The 22910-nt window shown below is 44.0% G+C and carries 21 protein-coding genes and 1 tRNA gene; 7 read left to right on the top strand and 15 right to left on the bottom strand.

The features are described from left to right. Positions 1-119: 119 nt before the first annotated feature. From ACMXYP_RS06980 to nfuA, 6 genes are all read right to left on the bottom strand, one after another. A complete protein-coding gene (locus tag ACMXYP_RS06980) occupies positions 120-593 on the bottom strand; it encodes a DM13 domain-containing protein (protein ID WP_415884290.1) in 474 nt (157 codons plus the stop codon). A gap of 76 nt (positions 594-669) precedes the next feature. Further along, the gene (locus ACMXYP_RS06975; RefSeq protein WP_415884289.1) at positions 670-2550 is read right to left on the bottom strand and encodes a SurA N-terminal domain-containing protein; all 1881 of its coding nucleotides are present in this window, start codon (positions 2548-2550) and stop codon (positions 670-672) included. Between the two features lie 146 nt (positions 2551-2696). After that, positions 2697-2773, bottom strand: a tRNA-Asp gene (locus tag ACMXYP_RS06970). A 111-nt stretch (positions 2774-2884) separates the two neighbouring features. Continuing rightward, positions 2885-3160, bottom strand: a complete 276-nt coding sequence (locus ACMXYP_RS06965) for an HU family DNA-binding protein (protein ID WP_007020114.1) — start codon at positions 3158-3160, stop codon at positions 2885-2887. A gap of 134 nt (positions 3161-3294) precedes the next feature. Then, on the bottom strand, positions 3295-5721 hold the full coding sequence (gene lon / locus ACMXYP_RS06960) for an endopeptidase La (protein ID WP_415884288.1): 2427 nt from the start codon (positions 5719-5721) through the stop codon (positions 3295-3297). 234 nt (positions 5722-5955) lie between these two features. After that, positions 5956-6549, bottom strand: a complete 594-nt coding sequence (gene nfuA / locus ACMXYP_RS06955) for a Fe-S biogenesis protein NfuA (protein WP_415884287.1) — start codon at positions 6547-6549, stop codon at positions 5956-5958. Positions 6550-6792: 243 nt separating this feature from the next. On the opposite strand from nfuA, the gene ACMXYP_RS06950 reads away from it, so the two are divergent. Beyond that, positions 6793-8121 (top strand): MATE family efflux transporter, encoded by a 1329-nt coding sequence (locus ACMXYP_RS06950; RefSeq protein ID WP_415884286.1) that lies wholly within the window; start codon positions 6793-6795, stop codon positions 8119-8121. 78 nt (positions 8122-8199) lie between these two features. Next, positions 8200-9378 (top strand): cation:proton antiporter, encoded by a 1179-nt coding sequence (locus ACMXYP_RS06945; protein ID WP_415884285.1) that lies wholly within the window; start codon positions 8200-8202, stop codon positions 9376-9378. A gap of 17 nt (positions 9379-9395) precedes the next feature. Here ACMXYP_RS06945 and ACMXYP_RS06940 read toward each other — a convergent pair whose 3' ends face one another. After that, positions 9396-10385, bottom strand: coding sequence for a glycosyl transferase family protein (locus ACMXYP_RS06940; RefSeq protein ID WP_415884284.1), 990 nt, complete (start codon positions 10383-10385; stop codon positions 9396-9398). A 73-nt stretch (positions 10386-10458) separates the two neighbouring features. Here ACMXYP_RS06940 and ACMXYP_RS06935 point away from each other — a divergent pair, with 73 nt between their 5' ends. The 3 genes from ACMXYP_RS06935 (at position 10459) to ACMXYP_RS06925 (ending at position 13298) form a co-directional block, all read left to right on the top strand. Then, positions 10459-11220, top strand: coding sequence for an adenosylcobinamide-GDP ribazoletransferase (locus ACMXYP_RS06935; RefSeq protein WP_415884283.1), 762 nt, complete (start codon positions 10459-10461; stop codon positions 11218-11220). A 102-nt stretch (positions 11221-11322) separates the two neighbouring features. Further along, positions 11323-12681 (top strand): 23S rRNA (uracil(1939)-C(5))-methyltransferase RlmD, encoded by a 1359-nt coding sequence (gene rlmD / locus ACMXYP_RS06930; RefSeq protein ID WP_415884282.1) that lies wholly within the window; start codon positions 11323-11325, stop codon positions 12679-12681. After that, positions 12678-13298 carry a pseudouridine synthase gene (locus ACMXYP_RS06925; RefSeq protein ID WP_415884281.1) on the top strand — a complete coding sequence of 207 codons (621 nt, stop codon included), beginning with the start codon at positions 12678-12680 and terminating at the stop codon, positions 13296-13298. The genes rlmD and ACMXYP_RS06925 overlap by 4 nt, the downstream gene beginning before the upstream one ends. 12 nt (positions 13299-13310) lie before the next feature. Here ACMXYP_RS06925 and ACMXYP_RS06920 read toward each other — a convergent pair whose 3' ends face one another. The 3 genes from ACMXYP_RS06920 to dapA form a co-directional block, all read right to left on the bottom strand. After that, positions 13311-14258 carry a D-2-hydroxyacid dehydrogenase gene (locus ACMXYP_RS06920; protein WP_415884280.1) on the bottom strand — a complete coding sequence of 316 codons (948 nt, stop codon included), beginning with the start codon at positions 14256-14258 and terminating at the stop codon, positions 13311-13313. Positions 14259-14346: 88 nt separating this feature from the next. Beyond that, positions 14347-15732 (bottom strand): outer membrane protein assembly factor BamC, encoded by a 1386-nt coding sequence (gene bamC / locus ACMXYP_RS06915; protein ID WP_415884279.1) that lies wholly within the window; start codon positions 15730-15732, stop codon positions 14347-14349. Between the two features lie 12 nt (positions 15733-15744). After that, complete coding sequence (gene dapA, locus ACMXYP_RS06910; RefSeq protein WP_415884278.1) at positions 15745-16620, bottom strand: 4-hydroxy-tetrahydrodipicolinate synthase; 876 nt, start codon at positions 16618-16620, stop codon at positions 15745-15747. Positions 16621-16920: 300 nt separating this feature from the next. Here dapA and ACMXYP_RS06905 point away from each other — a divergent pair, with 300 nt between their 5' ends. Continuing rightward, the gene (locus ACMXYP_RS06905; RefSeq protein ID WP_415884277.1) at positions 16921-17388 is read left to right on the top strand and encodes a peroxiredoxin; all 468 of its coding nucleotides are present in this window, start codon (positions 16921-16923) and stop codon (positions 17386-17388) included. Positions 17389-17419: 31 nt separating this feature from the next. Here the strand turns inward: ACMXYP_RS06905 and ACMXYP_RS06900 are convergent, their stop codons facing one another. Together ACMXYP_RS06900 and ACMXYP_RS06895 are read right to left on the bottom strand one after the other, a co-directional pair. Then, positions 17420-18502, bottom strand: coding sequence for an AI-2E family transporter (locus ACMXYP_RS06900; RefSeq protein ID WP_415884276.1), 1083 nt, complete (start codon positions 18500-18502; stop codon positions 17420-17422). Positions 18503-18514: 12 nt separating this feature from the next. Continuing rightward, positions 18515-18751: a sulfurtransferase TusA family protein gene (locus ACMXYP_RS06895; RefSeq protein WP_415884275.1), complete on the bottom strand. Its 237-nt coding sequence runs from the start codon at positions 18749-18751 to the stop codon at positions 18515-18517. Positions 18752-18849: 98 nt separating this feature from the next. On the opposite strand from ACMXYP_RS06895, the gene ACMXYP_RS06890 reads away from it, so the two are divergent. Then, positions 18850-20286 (top strand): M48 family metalloprotease, encoded by a 1437-nt coding sequence (locus ACMXYP_RS06890; RefSeq protein WP_415884274.1) that lies wholly within the window; start codon positions 18850-18852, stop codon positions 20284-20286. Between the two features lie 44 nt (positions 20287-20330). Here the strand turns inward: ACMXYP_RS06890 and ACMXYP_RS06885 are convergent, their stop codons facing one another. The 3 genes from ACMXYP_RS06885 to nadA form a co-directional block, all read right to left on the bottom strand. Then, entirely contained in the window at positions 20331-20816 is a 486-nt protein-coding gene (locus tag ACMXYP_RS06885) for a hypothetical protein (RefSeq protein WP_415884273.1), read from the bottom strand. A gap of 75 nt (positions 20817-20891) precedes the next feature. Next, positions 20892-21551 carry an imm11 family protein gene (locus ACMXYP_RS06880; protein ID WP_415884272.1) on the bottom strand — a complete coding sequence of 220 codons (660 nt, stop codon included), beginning with the start codon at positions 21549-21551 and terminating at the stop codon, positions 20892-20894. Positions 21552-21780: 229 nt separating this feature from the next. Continuing rightward, positions 21781-22833: a quinolinate synthase NadA gene (nadA, locus tag ACMXYP_RS06875; protein WP_415884271.1), complete on the bottom strand. Its 1053-nt coding sequence runs from the start codon at positions 22831-22833 to the stop codon at positions 21781-21783. Positions 22834-22910 lie beyond the last annotated feature (77 nt).

The raw sequence follows: 22910 nt of genomic DNA, 5'->3' as shown, positions 1-22910 counted from the left end.
TTGAAAAGGTCCAGACATTTCACTGCACTGACTTTCGCGTATCTGACCGCTTTAGAACCCACTGAGAAAGCATTGGACTTATTCGCAGATTCCCAAACACTGACAGTCAGGACTGTTTCTTACAAAGAGTTATAACGAGCAGCACTGATAAATTCAGAGAAGGTTTCACACCAAATCACAGCCGTAGAATATTTAGCCGGATCTACCCCTTCTGGTAAGTTAACCACAAAGCCATCAAATGTTTTGATTTCTGCAACTTGTACCATATCTCGCTTATTCTCAAGAAAACTCATCTCGTCATCTACAAATACAGGAGAAAGGTAAAGCTTATAATCAGGACCAGGAGCTAATTTACCTTTGAATGCTGCAACACCGCCACCCAACATCACTGAGCCTTCTCCCCAATGCAAAAAGTCACTGCCTTTTAACTCTTTCACAAATTGCCCTTCAAACTGCGCCTGAGCTACAGCCGAAGAGATCTCTTGCTCAGAAGGTCCCTGTGGCTGAATTAGGATAGGTAACAGGTATACGCCTAAGGCAAAGCCAGCAAAGCCAACTAGGCCATGACTAATCAGTAACATTAATTTTTTCATATTCCCCCCTAAAGCTGCTAAAACAGCCAATATAAAAAAACCACCCGAAGGTGGTTTTAGAATAGATCAAATTAGCTTAAAGCTTTTCAATTTCAGCTTTAGCTTTTAACTGAGCAAGGTGATCTTGGTAATCCTGCTGACCTTGACGGTTATTAAGCATCATACCCATAAAGCGAATCTCGTCTTCTTGCAGCTCAATATCTTGCTGACCGATTGCGTCTAGCGCGATAATCATTTTGCTGCCATCTACAGTATCAACTGCTGCATAGGTAGAACCACTTTGCGGTTTTACCATTTTGAATGCGGCGGTAAGAAGCTCTTGTGGAAGCTCTCTCTGGCTACGATTAACTGCAGGCTGCGCTACTACTTCATTACCTTCTGCAACAGTTGCTAGATCTGCACCTTCAGTAAGCTGAGCAACAATAGCGTTCGCTTTTTCAGTCATCGCTGCAGCAACTTGCTGCTCAACCAGAATAGCGCGGATCTGATCAGCCACTTCGTCTTGTGCTTTTTCACGAGGTAGTTGATGTTCAACTACACGTAAAACAACAGAGCGACCAGAATCCAATTCTACTGGCGTGCTGTTCAAACCTTCATTGATCAGCTCCTGATCGAAAGCAACAGCAAGAATCTTCGCGTTGGAAGTAATCGCATCTTCGTTACCAGAACGCGCAAATAGCTCAGTTTTCTGAATCTCTAGTTCTAGCTCTTCAGATGGCTCTACCAGATCACCAGAAGAGAAAGACACATCAGCTAAACGCTCTAACTGCTCAACATACTCTTCTTCAGCCTTCTGATTTAGGAGATCAGAACGAAGCTCTGCTTCAGCTTTTGCAAAAACAGGCACTTCAGACTCAACAACATCAACTAGTTTAATTAAGTGATAACCAAATTCTGAACGAACTGGCTCTGAAACAGCACCTTTTTCTAGAGCATACAAAGCGTCTTCAAAGTCAGTTGAGAAAACACCTTTCTCATTAATACCTAAATCACCACCCATCTCAGCAGATGCTGGGTCTTGAGATTCTGACTTAGCCAACTCTTCAAATACTTCACCTGCTTTTAGGCGCTCAGCAATTGCATCAATCTTAGCTTTTGCAGCAGCATCGTCTTGCTGTTCAGAAATCTCGATAAAGATATGTGCTGAATGACGCTGCTCTTGTGCTTGGAATGTATCAACAAGCTGCTGGTAGGCTGCTTGAAGTTCATCATTAGAAACTTCAATACCTGCTTCTAAAGCACTTCTTTCTAAAAGAAGGTATTCAATCGCTACCTGCTCTTCAGTCATAAACTGTGAACTGTTCTCTGCATAGTAATCGGCAATCTGCTCATCAGAAACCGTAATTTCAGCACGAACATTGTCCGCAGGCAGCGTGAAGTAGCGAAGATCACGCGTTTGATTCTGTAGAACGTTTAGAGAGTTCAATTCATTTGGCAGAGTAAATGCAGATAACATGAACGCTATACGCTCTTGCTCAGTCACCTTCTCTTTACGCACGATATCACGATACATCAACGGCGTAAGACCGGCGTTACGTAACGTCGCTTCAAATTGAGCACGATCAAACTTACCGTCTAGCTGAAACTCTTTGGTAGACAGGATCAGTTGATCAATCATTGCATCAGAGAATGTCAGACCTTGATTTTGTGCAGATTGAACTAAAACAGATTGCTCAATCAGGCCTTCCAAAACCATATTGCTGATCAAACCGTCATCCAGTAGCGAAGGATCAGCATCCTCCCCCATCTGCGACAACATTTGACGACGTTGCAATTGAACACCTTGATAGAGATCTTGCTGACTGATCTCTTCACCATTAACGGTCGCAGGAGCATTACTGCCAGCAGTTAAACTAACCAGCGATTCAACACCAAATAATGCAAAAGTAACTGCAATCAAGCCAACAATAATCTTGGCAATGATTCCCTGAGAGTTATCACGAATGGACTGTAGCATTATGCCTCTAAACCCCTGGCAAAATCTTTAACACATAAAAAAGGCGCATTCTTACAAATGCGCCTTTCAAGAATTTTGTACCTGACTCACTAATATGATTTAGCTCGTCATTCTATGTAGAACAGAGATCGTCTGTTAAACAAAGTTGGCGGAACGGACGGGACTCGAACCCGCGACCCCCTGCGTGACAGGCAGGTATTCTAACCAACTGAACTACCGCTCCTTTCGCGGGTCTTTAACCCGCACCTAAAGTACTTTATCAGTACTTCAGGCTGGGTAACTCACTAAACTAATGAGCTACCTCCCCTAAGTAAGATCGTGACGCGATCAGATCTTACTTGTTTACTGCGTCTTTCAGAGCCTTACCAGGCTTGAAAGTTGGCAGTGTAGCGGCAGCAATTTCAATTGGCTTGCCTGTCTGTGGGTTACGGCCCGTACGAGCAGCACGCTCTTTCACAGAAAATGTACCGAAACCTACAAGTGCAACAGAATCACCGTTTTGAAGTGCACCAGTAACCGCTTCCAGTGTAGCATCCAGCGCGCGACCCGCAGCTGCTTTAGGAATGTCGGCTGAAGCTGCGATAGCGTCGATCAGTTCAGACTTATTCACGTTGTTCCCCTTTAAATAGATCGTTATTTTTAATTGTTCCGTTATCCATGCCCAGCAAGATGGTCAGGCATTTATACCAAGGTGCAGAAAGGAGTGTCAAGACACCTAGAACACCTTTCTACCCCTGATGAATACTAATGTGGCTTTATTTGCTCCGGCTCAGCTTTTGTAGCCTTTTCCTTTGCCGCTACCACTTCTTTCTCGCTTTTCTCTACAGGTTTTGGTTGATACTTTAGTGCGATGTCCAGCACCTCATCAATCCATTTAACCGCCTTAATATCGATATCTGCTTTGATATTGTCGGGAATTTCCTTTAAATCGCGCTCATTTTCCTTTGGAATAATGACCGTTTTAATTCCCCCGCGGTGTGCTGCGAGCAGTTTTTCTTTCAATCCGCCAATAGGTAAAACCTGCCCTCTTAGGGTGATTTCACCTGTCATTGCTACGTCAGCCTTAACCGGAATATTGGTTAAAACCGATACTAAAGCCGTACACATTCCAATACCCGCACTTGGGCCATCTTTTGGTGTAGCGCCTTCTGGAACGTGAATATGAACGTCTTGTTTCTCGTGGAAGTCAGACGCAATACCTAGGGCTTCAGCACGGTTTCTTACAACAGTCAGCGCAGCTTGGATGGATTCTTTCATCACATCCCCTAAGCTACCTGTAGTCACCTGACGGCCTTTACCTGGTACCACTGCCGTTTCGATGCTAAGGATATCGCCACCCACTTGGGTCCAAGCTAGACCTGTGACTAGGCCAACCTGATCTTGCTCTTCAGCGATACCGAAGTTATGTTTACGAACACCACTGTAGTGCTCCAACTGAGCTTCTTCAATAACCACTGGCAGATCTTTCTTATCAGCCAAGGCAAGCTCTTTAACTACCTTACGACAAAGCTTAGCGATCTCTCGCTCAAGACCACGCACACCAGCTTCGCGGGTATAGTAACGGATCAAACCAGTAATGGCACTATCCTTTATCTCCACTTCACCTTTTTTCAAGCCATTATTCTTAAACTGCTTCTCAACAAGGTAATTTCGAGCAATATTCAACTTCTCATCTTCGGTGTAACCCGGGATGCGAATGATCTCCATACGATCCAACAAAGGACCCGGAATATTCATAGAGTTGGAAGTACATACAAACATTACATCAGACAGATCGTAATCCACCTCTAGGTAGTGATCGTTAAAACTGTTGTTTTGTTCTGGATCTAGTACTTCAAGAAGAGCCGATGCTGGATCTCCACGCTGATCCATACCCATTTTGTCGATCTCATCCAACAAAAACAGCGGGTTTTTCACACCTACTTTCGACATCTTCTGCAACAGCTTACCTGGCATAGAGCCGATGTATGTACGGCGGTGACCACGAATCTCTGCTTCATCACGCACGCCGCCTAGCGCCATACGCACGTATTCACGATTCGTAGCACGAGCGATTGAACGGCCTAGAGATGTTTTACCTACACCTGGAGGACCAACCAAACAAAGGATCGGGCCTTTAAGTTTCTTAACTCGTTTCTGAACCGCCAAGTATTCCAAAATTCGGTCTTTAACTTCTTCAAGACCGAAGTGATCTTGATTAAGTACCTTCTCTGCTCGCTTCATATCATGGCGAACTTTAGAGCGCTTAGCCCAAGGAATCTGGATCATCCAATCGATGTAACCACGAACAACTGTTGCTTCAGCCGACATTGGCGACATCATCTTCAACTTGTTGTATTCACTCATGGTTTTATCGAAAGCTTCTTGTGGCATTTTTGCTTCAGCAATTCGATTTTTCAGCTCATCCATATCGTTAGTACCGGACTCATCCAGATCACCTAACTCTTTTTGGATAGCTTTCATCTGTTCATTCAGATAGTACTCGCGTTGACTTTTCTCCATCTGCTTTTTAACCCGTCCGCGGATACGCTTTTCCACTTCAACCAGGTCAATTTCAGATTCCATCAACGCCATTAGATGCTCTAGGCGCTCTTTATTGCTAAGCATCTCTAAAATCTGCTGCTTCTCTTCTAACTTAAGCGACATGTGGGCTGCAATGGTATCTGCCAAACGCCCTACATCGTCGATATTCTGGAGAGAAGAAAGCACTTCAGATGGAATTTTCTTATTTACTTGAACGAATCGTTCAAATTGCTCTAAAACTGTACGCTTGTATAGCTCGCTTTCAGCTTCCGTCAGCTCTTCAATTGCAAGCATATTTGCTTGAGCAGTAAAGAAGCCTTCGTCTTCACTCAATGCGTGAATGGTTGCGCGGTAATCACCTTCCACCAGCACCTTTACAGTTCCGTCAGGCAATTTAAGCATTTGTAATACGCTAGCAACAGTACCCACTTCAAATAGGTCTTCAGCTAACGGCTCATCATCTGATGCGTTTTTTTGTGCAACAAGAAGAATTTCTTTTTCCCCAGACATTGCAGCTTCTAGGGCTTCGATTGATTTTTCCCTTCCCACGAATAATGGGATAACCATATGCGGATATACCACTACATCCCTTAACGGGAGCACCGGCAATTCGATTAGTTGTTCCTGAATGTCGTCATGTTGTGTCATGAGCAAAAGCCTCATCAACCAGTCCGCGATGTATTGCGGAGAAATTCTAAAAAAGCGTGTCTTAGGGTTACATGGGGGTCAAAATTTCAAATGCAACCAATTAGATACAAAAAACAACGCGTTGGGAATATATCGAGGTAAGAGAACCGGGATACTAAATCTTATAGCAGTATCCCTTTATGGAGACAATCAAAAAAGGGGAATTTAATCCCCTTTTTTCACAGTTTGTAACACTTACTTGTAATAGGCTTTATCAGTAACACTGTGGTCTGTTATGTCACGCACACCAACCAACGTTGCTATACGCTCTACCAATGTCGCTTCTACGCCATCTTTCAATGTCATATCAACTGCACTACAACCCTGGCAACCACCGCCAAATTGAAGTACAGCAATATGTCCTTCCTCTTCCTCAACCACTTCCATCAGTTTTACTTCACCACCATGGGAAGCCAAACCTGGATTAATTTCTGAATAGAGAATGTAGTTAATCTGCTCTGATATCGGGCTATCAGGTGAAACCTTAGGCACTTTGGCATTCGGCGCCTTGATCGTTAACTGACCACCCATACGATCTTTCGCGAAGTCCACATGCGCTTCATCAAGATAAGGAACACTGTTCTTTTCAATGTAGAATCGCAGCTGTGTAAGCTCCAGAATTTCATCATCTTCGATAACTTCATCTGGACGACAATAAGCTAGGCAAGTTTCTGCATAAGATGTTCCTGGCTGTGTAACGAACATGCGCACAGCCATACCCTCAACATCCTGTTTAGAAAGTAGCTCTTTTAAGTATTCTTCTGCCGTTTCTGTGACGGTGATATTCATACGGTGTCCTGTATGTTGAACCAATCAATTCTTAAGCTCTAGGATACACTCAAAGTAAACCCGAGTAAATTGATCAACTATTAATCAATAGGTGGGGAATTCTATCGTATCCTTGTTTAATTCTGCTACCAAAACCGTCTTATCCTTTAGGCATTGATATACAGATCCTTTTATTTGCACAAATAGAAAGCGCTTATTTCAAAGAGAATCTGATAGAATTGCTTTTTTCCTATTTTGACCCCTATGACATTCTTCAACCGACAAAAAATAATAATAGGTTTAGGGCTGCCGATTATCGCAGGAATGCTTTCCCAAAGCCTACTAAACCTTGTAGATGCCGTACTTGTCGGTCAGCTCGGTGAAGCATCTCTCGCCGGCGTAGGCATAGGAGGTTATGCCAATTTCGTGGCAATCAGCCTTATTCTTGGCTTGTCTTCTGGAGTACAGACCCTAGTGGCCCGCCATCAAGGCGAAGGTCAGAACGATCATGCCGCCTCCCCCGTTCACTGGGGGCTAATGATCTCACTTATTTTTGCACTCCCTGTCAGTTGTGTATTGATCTATTACTCAGGCTCCATAGTCTCACTGATGACTGAGGATTCAGCGGTACAAGATATCTCTGAAGCCTATTTTGATTACAGAACTGCAGCCATGCTTGCTATTGGGCTCAACCTCTCTTTCCGTGGTTGGTGGAACGGCACCAAGCGGCCTGCGACCTACTTTAAAGTTCTGATAGCCACTCATCTACTGAACGTGATTATTAGTTACTGTTTAATCTTTGGTGAACTGGGCTTACCAAGACTTGGCGCACCAGGAGCAGGTTTAGGCACCGCTATAGCATTGTATATAGGCGCTCTATTAAACGCTGTAATGGTCTACAAGGACGCCAAAACTAACGGGTTATTTAAATTCAGCACTCAGCAAGCATCCTCAATTTATAGAGTGATCAAGCTCGCAATCCCTCATTCAATACAACAGTTCTTTTTGGCTTTGGCTATTTGCATTCTTATCTGGATCATTGGTCAGCTGGGCACCAGCGAACAAGCAATCGCACATGTACTGATTAACCTCTCTCTTTTCTTGATCCTTCCTGCGGTAGGTTTTGGCGTTGCATGCACTTCGCTTGTGAGCCATTCAATTGGTGAAGATAACTATCAAGAAGCAGCTCGCTGGGGATGGGATGTGATTGTCACGGCGCTGGTTTGCATCAGCCTACTAAGCATTCCACTTGCAATCTTTCCTGAAGCAGTTCTTTCTGCGTTTTTACAATCAGAGCAACTGATCGATATCGCTGTACTGCCCTTACAACTAACTGCGCTAGCAATCTGTTTAGATGCTGCTGCAATTGTATTAACCCAAGCGCTACTCGGCGTTGGTGCCAATCGCTCAGTTTTACTTATATCTACATTTGGCCAGTGGTGCTTCTTTTTACCGCTAGCTTGGCTATTTGGACCTATTTTAGGCTTCGGATTGTTAGGCATCTGGATTGTACAGATTGTTCATCGATTGCTTTCGTCAGCAATCTTTATCCGCATCTGGTCTCAACAGCATTGGCAAAAAGTCAAAATTTAACCCCCCAAGCAGCTTGATTGTTTGAACCGCGCTGTTTCATCTTGCTATAGTTTAAAAACCACATTTAGGGATATGTAAATGACTGATCAGTCACTGGTTTTTTCGTTCTTCTTAATTTTTACGGGTGCTGCCATTATTGCGTCTTTGGCGCTCTACACCCGTCAGCCTTTACTCGTGGCCTATATCGTTTTGGGAGCCATTTTAGGTCCATACGGCATGAGCATGGTGACTGATACTAAACTGCTATCTGATATATCCCACGTCGGTATCATCTTCCTGCTATTTCTTCTTGGCCTAGACATGCAGCCCTCACATCTATTGCAGATGTTACGTAAAGCCACCTTGGTCGCCATAGGAAGCTCATTGATCTTCTTTGCCCTAGGCTACAGCGTGGGATACGCCTTCGGTTACACCCAAACAGAAAACCTAATCATCGGCGCCGCTGTGATGTTTTCGAGTACGATCATAGGCATCAAGCTGTTACCCACAACTGTACTTCACCACCGCCATACCGGTGAACTCGTCGTAGGTCTTCTGCTTCTACAAGACGTTATTGCGATTATGGTCTTATTGTTCCTATACAGCGGCACAAATGGCGGCACAAGTAGCGATACTATGGCTCAATTTGCTACCACGCTCGCCGCATTACCTCTCTTGATCATTGGCGCATTTGTATTTGTAAAATACGTGCTACTAAAACTGATCCAGAAATTTGATCGCTTTCATGAATATATCTTTCTACTTGCGATTGGCTGGTGCCTTGGCCTAGCAGAAATAGCACATTTAGCAGGTCTATCTGCAGAGATCGGTGCGTTTGTTGCCGGCGTATCCATTGCCACCAGCCCTATAGCTCAATACATTGCGACAAGCCTAAAGCCACTCCGTGACTTTTTCTTGATCCTATTTTTCTTCTCAATCGGCGCCAGCTTCAATCTAACCTTAGTTAGTACGATTGCGATTCCAGCAATTATTTTGGCTATTTTGGTCCTTGCGGTTAAGCCAGTGGTGTTCCGCTTTTTACTGAGCCGAATTAGTGAGTCAAAACAGTTAGGATGGGAAGTAGGTTTTCGTTTGGGCCAAATCAGCGAGTTTTCGCTGTTGATTGCTTATATAGCGGCGGGAAGTATGATGATTGGCGAAGAAGCCTCTCATGTTATTCAGGCAACAGCGATCTTAACCTTCTTGTTATCCAGTTATGTGGTGATCTTCAACTACCCATCACCGATCGCAGTTTCAGACAAGCTTCGCCGAGATTAATCGGCGAAGCTACTCGCTCAAGCAAATAGAGAGATATTTCGGCTTTTCCAAAGCTGCTCTGCCTTCTCCAGTAGCTCAGGCATCTCTGCTGACTCGCCTAACAATCTCAAAACCACAGCCATCGTTGAGATGATCGCTTTATAGCCGTATTCATGTTCACCTTCCCCTTTCCAAACATCAAGCAGGGTTTGCAAAGGAAGCTCAACCTCTTTGATGAAGCGCTTTTCAACGATACGAGGCCAGTCGTATTCAGTTAACTCACCGTTATCTGACCACTGCAGCAAACACTCTGTATCAGGTCTAATCTCGGCCTCGCCACCATCACCACGCATAGTGACGTTGCGTTTAACACCTAAGAGCTGGGCGGTTTTTTGATGCATAGGGCCGTAAGCGGGGTGGAAAACGCCATCGATACTTGCTGGAGCATCAGCAGGATTGAGCATGCGACATAAGGTATGAACCGGCGAACGAAGTCCAAGAATTGGGCGCAGCTGAATAATTTCCCCTAGTGGAGGGCAAAACTGATCCACAGACATATACGCAAAGTTAACTCGGTCTAATTCAGCCTCGGTCTCAGACCAATCCTGGCAGGGATTTAAGTTAAACAAACTCAGCATATCTTCTACATAGATACGCCCCGGCGTGTGACCTTTTGAACCATGCATAAAAACACGATAGCCATGGCTTGCTAGACATAGAGCAACCAGCAGATACCAAGTGTGACGTCTCTTTTTACCTGCATAAGTCGACCAATCAAGATCGACTTGCATTTCACGACCAACCGAATAACGACTGCGCACAGCATCGGCAAACCCCGCAAGCTCCTCTGGCGCCTCCTCCTTTACTCGCAACAACATCAAAAAGGCTCCGAGTTGTTCAGGCGTTACCTCTCCATCCAGGATCATGGCCATTGCAGCTTCAGCCTCTTCGCGGCTAAGCGATCTTGTACCATTTTTACCTTTGCCCAAAATACGAACAAAGGGAGCAAACTTGTGTTCTTCGATCATCAGTCGTTTAAACCTTGTCCTTAGTTAAAGGAATTACTAAAGTAGGGGTCCTTTTTCTCAGGCCCCAAGTTTAATGAAATCTTACCCCGAGCAGCTACATCTTTTTTTTAATGCCCTAACTTATTTTACCCGATTCACTTCTCCATCCTGGGTGCATTACACAAAAGAAACACAAGCAAAATCGACTAAGTACTTGCCATGGGTAGGCCTTTTAATTGGATTTTACGCAGCTCTGATCTATTGGCTTTCTAGTTTTATCTTCACAGATAGCATAGCTGTAATTCTATCGATGCTATCCAGCATCTGGATGACGGGAGCTCTCCATGAAGATGGCTTAGCGGATTGTTGTGACGGCTTTGGCGGAGGCTGGGATAAAGATCAGATCCTTCGCATCATGAAAGACTCCAGGGTTGGCAGCTACGGTGTTATTGGCCTAGTCGTTGTATTATTATTGAAATTCAACACGTTACTAGAAGTTCAACACACCATTGCCATCATTGTATTAGGCCACTGTCTCAGTCGTTTATTCCCGCTAATCATCATCTATCGTGAAAAATACGTTAGTGATGAAGAGACTAGCAAATCCAAACAGATGCTACGCCCCTTGAGCAAGATGGATCTGCTTATTGCTTCACTGCCAGCTGCTGCATGTTTTATCTTTTTACCACTCAGCTATCTTAGCGTTTTAGCCCCAACCCTTATCGCTACCGCTTATATGATCCATTTCTTCAAGCATTGGATCGACGGCTATAATGGTGATTGCTTAGGCTGCTGTCAGCAAGTCAACGAATTATTGATCTATCTCTGGTTGTGCATACCGATCTTTCTTATCTAACCAATATTGATCAACACAGGGGCCAGATCACTTTCCTACAAGTCATAGGACGTGCAGGCCGCTTTCTGATAGAATCGCCGCCTTCTAAAGCTGGTACTCATCATGAAACGTAAACAAAGCCTTTTTGCCAAACCCATTCCTCAGAAAAAGAAACCCAAGGCAGCTACTCCTTACCCTGAAACTCTGAAGATTGAAGGACTGAGCCATGAAGGCCGAGGTATCGCCAAACATGATGGTAAAACCATATTTGTAGCTGGCGCGCTTCCAAATGAAGAAGTTGAATATGAGATTACTAGCAAACATCGCCGCTATGATGAAGCCAACTGCACTCAAGTGCTAACTGAATCGTCACAACGCACATCACCGAAGTGCGAGCATTTCGGTACTTGCGGCGGTTGCGATTTACAACATCTAGCGCACGAACACCAAATCCCAACCAAACAAACATTGGTTTTAGATCAACTCAATCGTTTAGGTAAATTTGCGCCTGAAAAAGTTGAAGAGCCCATTACAAGTGCAGAATGGAACTATCGCCGTAGCTGCCGAATAGGCATCAACCAGATGATGCGAGATGGCAGTGCATTGGTAGGCTTTAGGCGCCGTGGTAGCAGTAAATTGACCCAAATCGATCACTGCCCTGTACTAGCAGAACCTCTAGATAAGATCCTGTCGGCGCTACCACATGTACTGGAAGCAGAAGAACAGTTCAAAGAGATAACACATGGCGAATTAACTCTCGGAGACAACCAAGGCGCATTAACGCTTCGCGTAAAAAAACGCCCGAGTGAAGCGCTTTGCCAAGCGCTAAGCGATTTAGCTGAACAACGGAACTTTAAACTCTATTTTGATCATGGCGATAAGATAGAAGCCTATTCTGATAAGGCAGTTTTAAGCTATAAACATCAGCCAACCGCCACAAACATCGAATTTGAGCCGGGCGACTTTATTCAGGTGAACAACCAAGTTAACCAACAGATGATTGATCGTGCTATCTCTTGGCTTAATTTAGAAGCTAACGATAGAGTATTAGATCTATTTTGTGGTATCGGCAACTTCAGCCTCCCGTTAGCGAAAACCGCTGCGCATGTTGTTGGCATTGAAGGTGTTGAAGATATGGTTGCCCGCGCTAACACCAATGCAGCTAATAATGATCTAGACAACTGTGAATTTTACCGTGCTGATCTAAGCAAAGATCTACGCGCAATGCCTTGGTATAAACAAGGCTTCAATAAAATCCTACTAGACCCTCCAAGAACAGGCGCCTTAGAGATAATTAAGCAGCTCAAGAATCACGAGCCAGAGATGATTCTGTATGTATCTTGTAACCCTGCCGCCCTATCGAGAGATGGAGCCGAATTGATTGAGCAGGGCTATGTAGCAAGCCGCTTCTGTGTCATGGATATGTTCCCACACACTTCCCATGTTGAATCCATGGTCCTATTCGAACGGAAAACAGCGTGATTGAAATCATTTATAGCGATGGCTCACTCGTCATCGCTAATAAACCTTATGATATGCTATCCGTACCTGGGCGCGGTGAAGATAAGCAAGATTGCTTATGGCGCAGAGTACAAGAACAATTCCCCACAGCACGGGTCGTTCACCGCTTAGATTACGCCACATCTGGCTTGATGGTATTAGCCCTAACCCTTGAAGCACAACGACATCTTAGTCGTAGCTTTCAAGAGAGACTGACCAACAAACGTTACCAAGCGATTATCTGCGGAGAGCCAAGCGAAACATCGGGTGCAGTAAAGCTACCACTACGATGCGATTGGGAGAATCGTCCGTTGCAGATTGTAGATTTTGAGCAAGGCAAAAGCGCTCACACTGAGTGGGAACAACTTTCGAAAGAGTCGCTTGGCACAAGAGTCGCGCTAAAACCAATTACAGGCCGTTCGCATCAACTTAGAGTACATATGCAAGCCATGGGTCACCCGATCGTTGGCGATCGTTTCTATGCGACCGAAGAAGGCATTGCCGCTTCAGAGCGTCTACTTCTTCATGCAGAGTACTTAGCCTTTCCTCACCCAGATACTGATGAGCAGGTCGAATTTTTCGCACCCTGCCCATTCTAAGCACCTCAAGGGTTAAACAGGATTGGTGTGTTCACCTCGAAAGAACGCCTGAATATTATCTGCTGTTTGCTGAATAATACGGGTACGAGCTTCTAGTGTTCCCCAAGCTATATGCGGCGTCACCAGTAGATTAGGTATAGATGGATCTAACAGAGGATTTCCATCTTTTGGAGGCTCTACTGTAAGTACATCAGTCGCAGCACCCGCAATCTCAGCAGACTTTAGCGCATCCACAAGGTCTTGTTCATTCACAATTCCACCACGAGCAGCATTAACTAAAAAAGCAGTGCTTTTCATCTGCTTGAAGGTGGATCGATCAAATAAGTTTTCCGTATCATCTGTTAATGGGCAATGAATGCTAATTACATCAGATGTCGCAATCAACTCATCCAGGCTTACTCTAGCTGGATCTTGACCGTTACTGCTCAAGCTTTGTGCCACCAATACCTTCATTCCAAAAGCAGACGCTACACTCGCTACACCCTGCCCCAGGTTTCCGTAACCAATAATACCAAGTGTCTTACCTTCAAGTTCTACAATCGGATAATCCAGAAAACAGAACTGGTCAGAACGCTGCCACTGACCTTTTTGCACATCAGTAGCGTAAGAAACTAAATTAGTGTGCAAAGCTAAAATCATTGACCATACATGCTGTACAACAGAGCTGACCCCATAAGCAACACAATTAGACACTGGGATATCTCGCTCAGCAGCCGCAACCTTATCAACCACATTCGTGCCTGTAGCAACTACACAGATATATTTAAGCTGTTCAGCAGCATCCATAACTTCAGCAGTGATAGCAGTTTTGTTGGTAATCAATATATCTGCACCTCTAACTCGCTCAAGCACCTGATCTGGCCGAGTCAATTCATAGCAGACCAATTCTGAAACATTCTTTTCGATAGGAGATAGATCTATCGTTTCCAGTCCTTTTAAATCCAAAATTACAGCACGCATAAATCTCTCCTATTGATATAAAAATAACCACAAAAAAAGGGCCTCGCGGCCCTTTTTATAATGACAATATTGCTCACAACATCATCTTTTATGCTTTAGGTAAATTCTCTTTAATTTCCCAAAGAATCTCTTCCGCAACAATAGCAGGAGCCGATAGACCTTCCGAAGTTAATACGCTCAGGAAGACACCTGAACGAGTACGAATTAGTTTTAACTGATATTGACCTGTATGTTCGAATTTACCTGTCGACTCATTGTAGATACCAGACTCTTCACCACCGAAGACGTAGATAGGCTTACCAGCAAACCAGATTTTATAACCTTTTTTGTTACCTTCATCTTCTGGGTCCACCAAGGTATCTTTGGCTTCACCCTCTTTAACTCCTTGAAGGTAAGCAGCAGTTTTTCCTGTTGTATAGCTAATGCCACCCTCTTCTTCTCCGTCAAAACCTAACGCAGCAGAAATCGAGGTAGTATCTAACTTAATCTCTTCTCGATCAGAGTGTAACCATTCAAAAAAGCCTTGCTCTTCAATGTTCTCAAACGGTGTAGAGGTCGTATAAGTCATATAGAAGTAACCCGTATCTGAATCACGAGTACCTACATCCATATCGGCTTTATCTAAAGCAGTACTAATTTCACTCCAAGCAGTACCTGAATCAGTGTTCATCTTCAGAACTGGATTACCGCGAGAATCACGACCCAGTTGCGTACCGACACGACGCTTTTCATTGAAGGCGATAAGTGTTTGGGCATTACGCTGACCTGAAGCTTTACCTAGGTAACGCAGCATCTCAAACATCATATCTGATTTAAAAGTTACACCTTTAGCTTGAGTCGCCCAATCAATACTGGATACCTCTTCATCGGCAGCAAAACGGACGTGTTCCATACCAATAGTGGTTCTAGAAGGATCACCAGTAACAGGTTTCAAACTAACACGTAACTTATCTTTAGTATCGCCCGGGATATCCTGGAAGGTTAAACGCTTCACCCAAGTATCAACCAAGCCAAACTCTTTAGCATCGTGATGGATCCATTGAGTTTCCATACGCCCCTGACGCGGATCAGACTTAGCGATATCAATGCCATTAAACTGCCAGAATTCCTGCAGTTTCACCCAAACGCTTGTAATATCCTCATCCACAATGATGAGTTTCTCACCATTTTCACGTTTAAGATTAACAGATTCACTACCTGCTTCAGCGTAAAAGAACTCAGGACGAGGAACTTCGAAGTCCCCCGTACGTGCTGTTGCAACACTGCTAATTTCAGGAATAGTCAATGTATCTGCTGTCTGCTTTGCCTTGAGGTGAGCAGGCAACTCTAAACGCTGGCTCGTTTGCGCCAATTCGTAATCCTGACTACGGTCACGGACTATGCCATTGTCACCGTAGATCGGGTTATCATCCAACATACTGCAGCCAGAAAGCAGCGCTCCAGTAACCACTGATACAGATACAATTTTCTTCATGAATATAGTCGCTTAGATAATGTTAGTGCTACGCATCGCTTCACGAACAGTGTCGTGACACTCATCTGCCAATACAGTTAGCGGCAAACGAATACCTAGACCCATGTAGCCCATTTCTGCTAGCGCCCATTTAACTGGGATAGGGTTCGCTTCAACAAAAAGTTTTTCGTGAAGTGGCATTAGGCTGTTATTTAGCGTACGTGCTTCTTCTGCTTTACCAGACATCGCCAAAGCGCACATTTCAGCCATCTCAGCAGGTGCAACGTTTGCAGTTACAGAGATGTTACCTTTACCACCCTCGAGCATTAGCTCTACTGCAGTGGCATCATCACCAGAGTACACAGCAAAGTCCTCTGGCGCTTTCGAAATTAGATCGATACCGCGAGGCACGTCACCTGTTGCTTCTTTAACACCTACAATATTGCTGATCTCAGCTAGACGAAGCACAGTTTCAGTCTGCATATCGCAAGCAGTACGACCCGGTACGTTATAAAGGATCTGTGGAATATCTACTGCTTCAGCAATCGCTTTGTAATGCTGGTACAAACCTTCTTGAGTCGGCTTGTTGTAGTAAGGAGTCACAAGCAAACACGCATCTGCACCCGCATTTTTAGCTTCAGCAGTTAGTTCGATTGCTTCGGAAGTTGAATTTGCACCTGTGCCTGCAATCACTGGGATGCGGCCTGCAACACGATCAACTACACGTTTAATCACTTGGCAATGCTCATCGCAGTTTAGTGTAGCGGACTCACCCGTAGTGCCCACAGCGACGATGGAATCAGTGCCCTTATCCAGATGCCAATCTACCAGTTTGTCTAGGGAATCCCAATCGACGTCTCCGTTAGAAAGCATAGGGGTAACAAGAGCAACAATGCTGCCAGTAATCATTTTTTTCTCCATGAGATTTATATCAGGTTTTGCAAAGGACAAAACTACTCTGCCCTAGTGCGTATTACAACCTTAAAACTTGACTAATCGACCCTAGGCGGCTGAAAAGATTCAATTTTTCCTTAGGTCGATCCAAATAGTGGGCTAATAAGGAATATTTCTACTTTCACTCATAAAATATTGCCAATTACTCGTGTAATAGATCACTTATAATCTAAACCATATCTGGTATCGTATTAAGAGACGTATTCTATACGATTTTATACTTTGTTGAGTAGCCATCATCACTAAGGATTTACTATGAGCAACGTTGCTATTGATCAAAAAGTCCCATCTTTTACCGCTCAAGCCACTAGCGAGCAGACTGTTGAACTAGATGCACTGAAGGGCAAAAACATTGTTATCTATTTTTACCCTAAAGACAGCACCCCTGGCTGCACAACCGAAGGTCAAAACTTCCGCGACGCTATCGATCAGTTTGAAGCAGCAAACACCGTGATTTTCGGTGTTTCTCGTGACGGCATGCGCGCTCATGAAAACTTCAAAGCAAAACAAGAGTTTCCATTCGAGCTGATCAGCGACCCAGATGAAGAACTGTGCAAACTATTTGACGTAATCAAGCTGAAAAAGAACTACGGTCGCGAGTACATGGGCATCGACCGCTCTACGTTCTTGATTGATGCTGAAGGCGTATTACGACAGGAGTGGCGCACTGTAAAAGTTAAAGGCCATGTCGATGAAGTACTCGCTGCGGCTCAAGCACTATAAATCAGAATAACAGACACAAAAAAAGCGGTGTTTAAACACCGCTTTCTTCTAATTCTACAGGATGTTGCTTCGCCTTAGGCCAAGAACTCAAAATAGCTTTGATCAAAGTCGCTAGCGGAATCGCAAAGAACAACCCCCAGAATCCCCAAAGCCCACCAAAGACCAATACCGCTACGATAATAGCAACCGGATGCAGGTTTACCGCTTCAGAGAACAACAATGGCACTAGTGCGTTACCATCCAACGCCTGGATGATGCCGTACGCCACCATCAGGGTCATAAACTCACTACTCCAGCCCCACTGGAAGAAAGCAATCAACGCTACTGGAATCGTTACCAGTGCAGCACCAATATATGGGATCAGTACAGATAATCCGACCAAAATCCCCAGTAGCGCAGCATAGTTAATGCCCAAGAAGATAAAGGTAATATAGGTCACAGTACCTACTACGATGATCTCAATAGCCTTACCACGAATATAGTTGGCAATCTGATCATCCATTTCAGTCCAAACGCTGGTCATCATATCGCGCTTCTCAGGCAAAAATGATACCCACCACTTAGTCATAACTGCGCCATCTTTGAGGAAGAAGAAGACTAGTATAGGCACCAATACGAGATAGATCAGTAATGCCATCACCCCGGTAATCGAGTTCAAGGAGAAGGTCACTACCCACTGTCCCATCTGCGATAGCTCAGCAGCAGCCAGATCGATCAGCTCTAGAATTCGAGCCTCCGATATAAACTCTGGGTATTTTTGCGGCAACAGAAGTAATACCGTTTGTATTTCCGATAAGATGCCGGGGAGTTCATTAAACAGATTTACCGCCTGACGCCATGCCAGAGGCATAACAATCAAAAACAGCGCAGCTAAACCACCGACAAAAGCTAAAAATACGAGAATCACCGAAAGCAGATGCGGAACATTTAACTGCTTTAAACGGTTAACTCCACCCTGCATCAAAAACGCTAGGATAATACCCGCAAAAACCGGTGCTAAAGCCTGACCTAAAGTCAGGATCACCAGTAATGCAGCACCTAACAAGACAAAGAGGAGCAACGCCTCTTCATCAGAAAAGTAGCGCTCTATCCATTTACTAAATATCTTGCGCATAAGAAACTCTGCTTAGCCTCGACGAATCAGATAAACATAAGGTTCCTGATCAGTGAACGATTCCAACAATTCATGGTCAGATTGATCGGTATAGGCTTTAAAATCTCTGATAGAACCACTATCAGTAGCTATAACTTTTAACACCTTTCCCGCTTCCAATTTATTTAGCGCTTGTTTAGCTTTCAGGAGCGGCAAAGGACAATTTAATCCAGACGCGTCTAATGTCTCGTCGAACGAATGTGTAGTCATTAACTTTTCTTAACGTAATTTTTGTTGTCGTTATCAATTAAGTTCAGCACTATATACCATTCTTGTTTGTATTAGCACGGGCTTTTTCGGATACCAGTATGCACAATGGACTTATTGCTTTCCTCTTAACAATTTTGTTAAGTGTTTCACCTTTAAGCCTGAAAGCAGATAGCCAACTACCTGATATTGGTAGTAGTGGTTACAGCATTATCTCGCCACAAAAAGAATACCTTTTGGGCCGCGCTTGGGTACGTATGCTCCGAGGCAGTTCGCGTTTATATAAAGATGCCGTTGTAAGCCAATACGTCGAAGAACTCACTTGGAATTTAGTCACATATAGCCAACTAGCGGATCGTCGTTTAGAAATTTTAGTACTCGACAACCCTACCGTTAACGCCTTTGCTGCACCGGGTGGCATTATCGGCGTTCACACTGGTCTACTCCTTACGGCACAAAATGAAGCGCAGTTAGCCTCAGTACTCGCACATGAGCTAGCTCACTTAAGCCAACGCCATTTTGCTTCACAGCTAGAAGAGCAACGACGAAATAAGCCATTTTTCATAGCCAGTTTATTAGGCAGCATATTATTAGCCGCAGCAGATCCCGAAGCAGGCGTTGTCGGCATGCAATCATCTATGGCAGCCTCAGCCTCCTCCCGTCTCTCTTTTAGCCGCCAGAATGAACGCGAAGCCGATTACATAGGCATGCAAACCCTGACTCAAGCAGGTTATGATCCAAGATCCATGGCTGATATGTTCCGTCAGCTGCAACAACAAGCGCGCTTTAGCCGCATACCGCCTGAATTTTTGCTAACTCACCCAGTGACCCAATCACGTGTATCGGATGCACTAAACCGCGCTGAAACAATCAATGTGATTAACGCAAAAGAGAACAGCATCCACTTTAATATCGCCAGCGCACGTATTCGTACCGGATACGCTAAAGACCAAAAACAACTGTTAGAAAAATACCTAAACACACAAAAACAGCAGGACAACGACAGCCTAAGGTACGCTATTGCCCATACAGCAATAGCAGTTAAAGACTTTGAGCTTGCACAAAAGAACATCAACCGCTTTAGCAAAAGTTTTAAAAGTCGCCTAAGCGCTCGTTTGATCAAAGCAGAACTTGAACTCAGTAAAGAAAACTACCAAGAAGCAGCGAAGCAACTGCAACACCTTAGAAACCTGTTCCCGGGCAGCCAAGCGGTATCTTTTATTTACGCCGATACACAAATTAAACTAAACCAGCCGCACCTTGCGGTGCAAGCTTATGAAGACCTGGTCGAGAAAGATCCAAATGACAGCCGCGCTTGGTACCTGCTGGCAGAAGCCTACGGATTAGCTGGCGATATTGTCGGCGTGCACGAAGCTCGTGTTGAATACTTCCTGCTAACTGCGAATGTGGATAGAGCCTTAAGGCAAATCGATTATGCACTAAGAGAACCGACCATTAGCAGCACTGAACGCGCCCGATTAGAGCAAAGACAGGAAGATGCGAAAGAGATTAGGGAATCATTGAAGTTGGATTATTGATATCTAGGCACGATAGCGATCCACTATGATAAAGATAAGTTTCATTATTCTGGGCTTCGAATAAAATGTATGATCCAATAAATCAAAAAAGGTAACAGCAATATAAAACAGACAAAAGTTACGAACTTCTGCTGATATTCTATAGTTTCCTGCAATTCTTCACTAAAACTTTGATCTCCAACCGCTATCACTCTATTACAGGATGAAGACCACTCCACCACCCATTCATGACAAGGGGAATACCAAATAACTCTTACCGCATCACCTTTACTCAGGTTCATACGCGAAGCAAAATGACCAGCAAAAACCAACTTCTCTTCACCATCATATAAGACCGTATAATCAGGCGCTTTACTTCGAACAAAACGGCCGTCTGAGGCAGATGCATAGCCGTACTCATAAAACTTATCAACAACGACAGCATCTTCAGGTGAATAATAATTCTGAAGTACAACAAAATATATACCTATTGAAATCACACATAGGGCAAGCACCAATTTATCTAAGAATCCTTTCTGGAATATTTTCATTAACAACTCCATAAACAGAATAAATACAACAATAAACCAAACCTACAAAGATTTTCTGAATTTAAACCTCAAGACCTAAATTAATTTTTGATACAAACTTCCGTATTTTTTCTCACTCACACTACCATCTTCCCAAAATCCGTAAAAATAATTCTCGCCAAGAGTTGTTAGAACTGCGTCCGAGATAACGAAGCCACGCGTGATCCCTTTCAAAGAAAACAAGGGATATCCATCAAGTACACCCTTTACATTATCTGAAGATAAGATTCGCTCGGAGTATAGATTTAAAGTTCTAGTATCAACTCCTGAATCATCAAGATCCTCTAAATCAAGAACTCTTCCTACCTGCATGTAATAAAATCCTTCGATTAACCTACCATCAAGACAAAGACTTACCCTCCAAAAATTGTGTACCTCAGGATCTATTGACTCAACAACCCCTTTGAACTTTTCAGACACTAAGTGGTAGCCATCTATTAAGGTAAATACATCTGGGACTTTATTGCCTTTACAGAATTTAATTTGAAGAGGGTACTCCATAAAATCAAAGCCCTGCCTTTCCAAATAAATAACTTTACCTTTATCGATCAAATCAAATTTATTAGATTCATTCACAAACGATCTTCGAAAACCAAAAGCAGGCTTTTCCATAACTGGTAACGACTTTATTACATCACCACCTAATACTGCATTAAATACCCCATAGAAGTTCGTTGCCGTTGTAAAATAATACATACCAAACCGTCATTAACTCGAAAAAGATAAAGTAAAATTGCAGATACATCTGCTCAATTCTGATTTACTAAAAAACGCTAAACGGGGATTACATGCAGATAATAGAGAGATAAAAAAGCCGATCTATCCATAATCGCCTAAAAACCCAATCCTTTAGCTTGTAGAAGTACCACTGTATTGAAAACCCTTTATCAGGGCAATAAAAAACCCGCTTACGCGGGTTTCAAATTTACTTATTCAGCTCAGCCGAGAAATCGAGCATTCGCTGTAGAGGCTTGCGAGCATCGACGATTAGAGATTCGTCGACGTGGATCTCATCCTGCCCTGTTTCTAGTGCGTGAAGCACGCTCTCTAGACCGTTCATCGCCATCCAAGGGCAGTGGGCACAGCTTCGGCACGTAGCGCCAGAACCGCCAGTAGGTGCTTCAATAAACTGCTTACCAGGCGCAGCTTGCTGCATCTTGTAGAAGATCGCTTTATCCGTCGCAACGATAAACTGCTCATTTGGCAGATCACGCGCAGCGTTGATAATTTGCGTAGTAGAACCTACCGCATCCGCAATCTCTACGACTGAATCTGGAGATTCTGGGTGGACCAGTACCGCTGCATCCGGGTAAACCTTTTTAAGATCTAGAATGCCCTGAGCTTTAAATTCTTCGTGTACGATACAAGCGCCATCCCACATCAGCATCTCAATACCTGTTTGACGCTGCACGTAAGTGCCTAGGTGCTTATCTGGCGCCCAGATAATCTTTTTACCTTGATCCGCTAAGTGTTCAACAACTTGCAGTGCAATGCTGGAAGTAACCACCCAATCGGCACGCGCTTTTACAGCGGCAGAGGTATTAGCATAAACAACCACTTCGTGGTCTGGATGAGCATCACAGAATGCGGAGAACTCTTCGATTGGGCAACCAATATCAAGAGAACAAGTCGCTTCGATTGTTGGCATAATTACGCGCTTTTCTGGCGTAAGGATCTTAGCCGTTTCACCCATAAACTTAACGCCCGCAACAACCAACGTGCTAGCAGAATGAGCATTACCAAAACGCGCCATCTCTAAAGAGTCAGATACACAGCCACCCGTTTCATCTGCTAGCTGCTGCAGAACGGCTGAGGTGTAATAGTGCGCTACCAAGCAAGCATCTTTCTCTTTGAGCAGTTTTTTGATCTTCTGCTTATACTCTTCAACTTGCTCTATGGTCATATCTAGAGGCAAGTGTTCTTTAGCGAAGTGCTCCTGCACGAGGATGCGATCTGAAATATCCTGTTGGCTCAACATGTGACGTAATACTCATAAGTTGTACTGATCGACTACCTGCTCACCTAGGTAGCTTTATTACCTGAGGATCACCCAGA

The sequence above is a fragment of the Neptuniibacter sp. QD34_54 genome (assembly GCF_047778055.1).
Lineage (GTDB): Bacteria > Pseudomonadota > Gammaproteobacteria > Pseudomonadales > Balneatricaceae > Neptuniibacter.
This window is presented reverse-complemented; position numbering and strand designations above follow the sequence as displayed.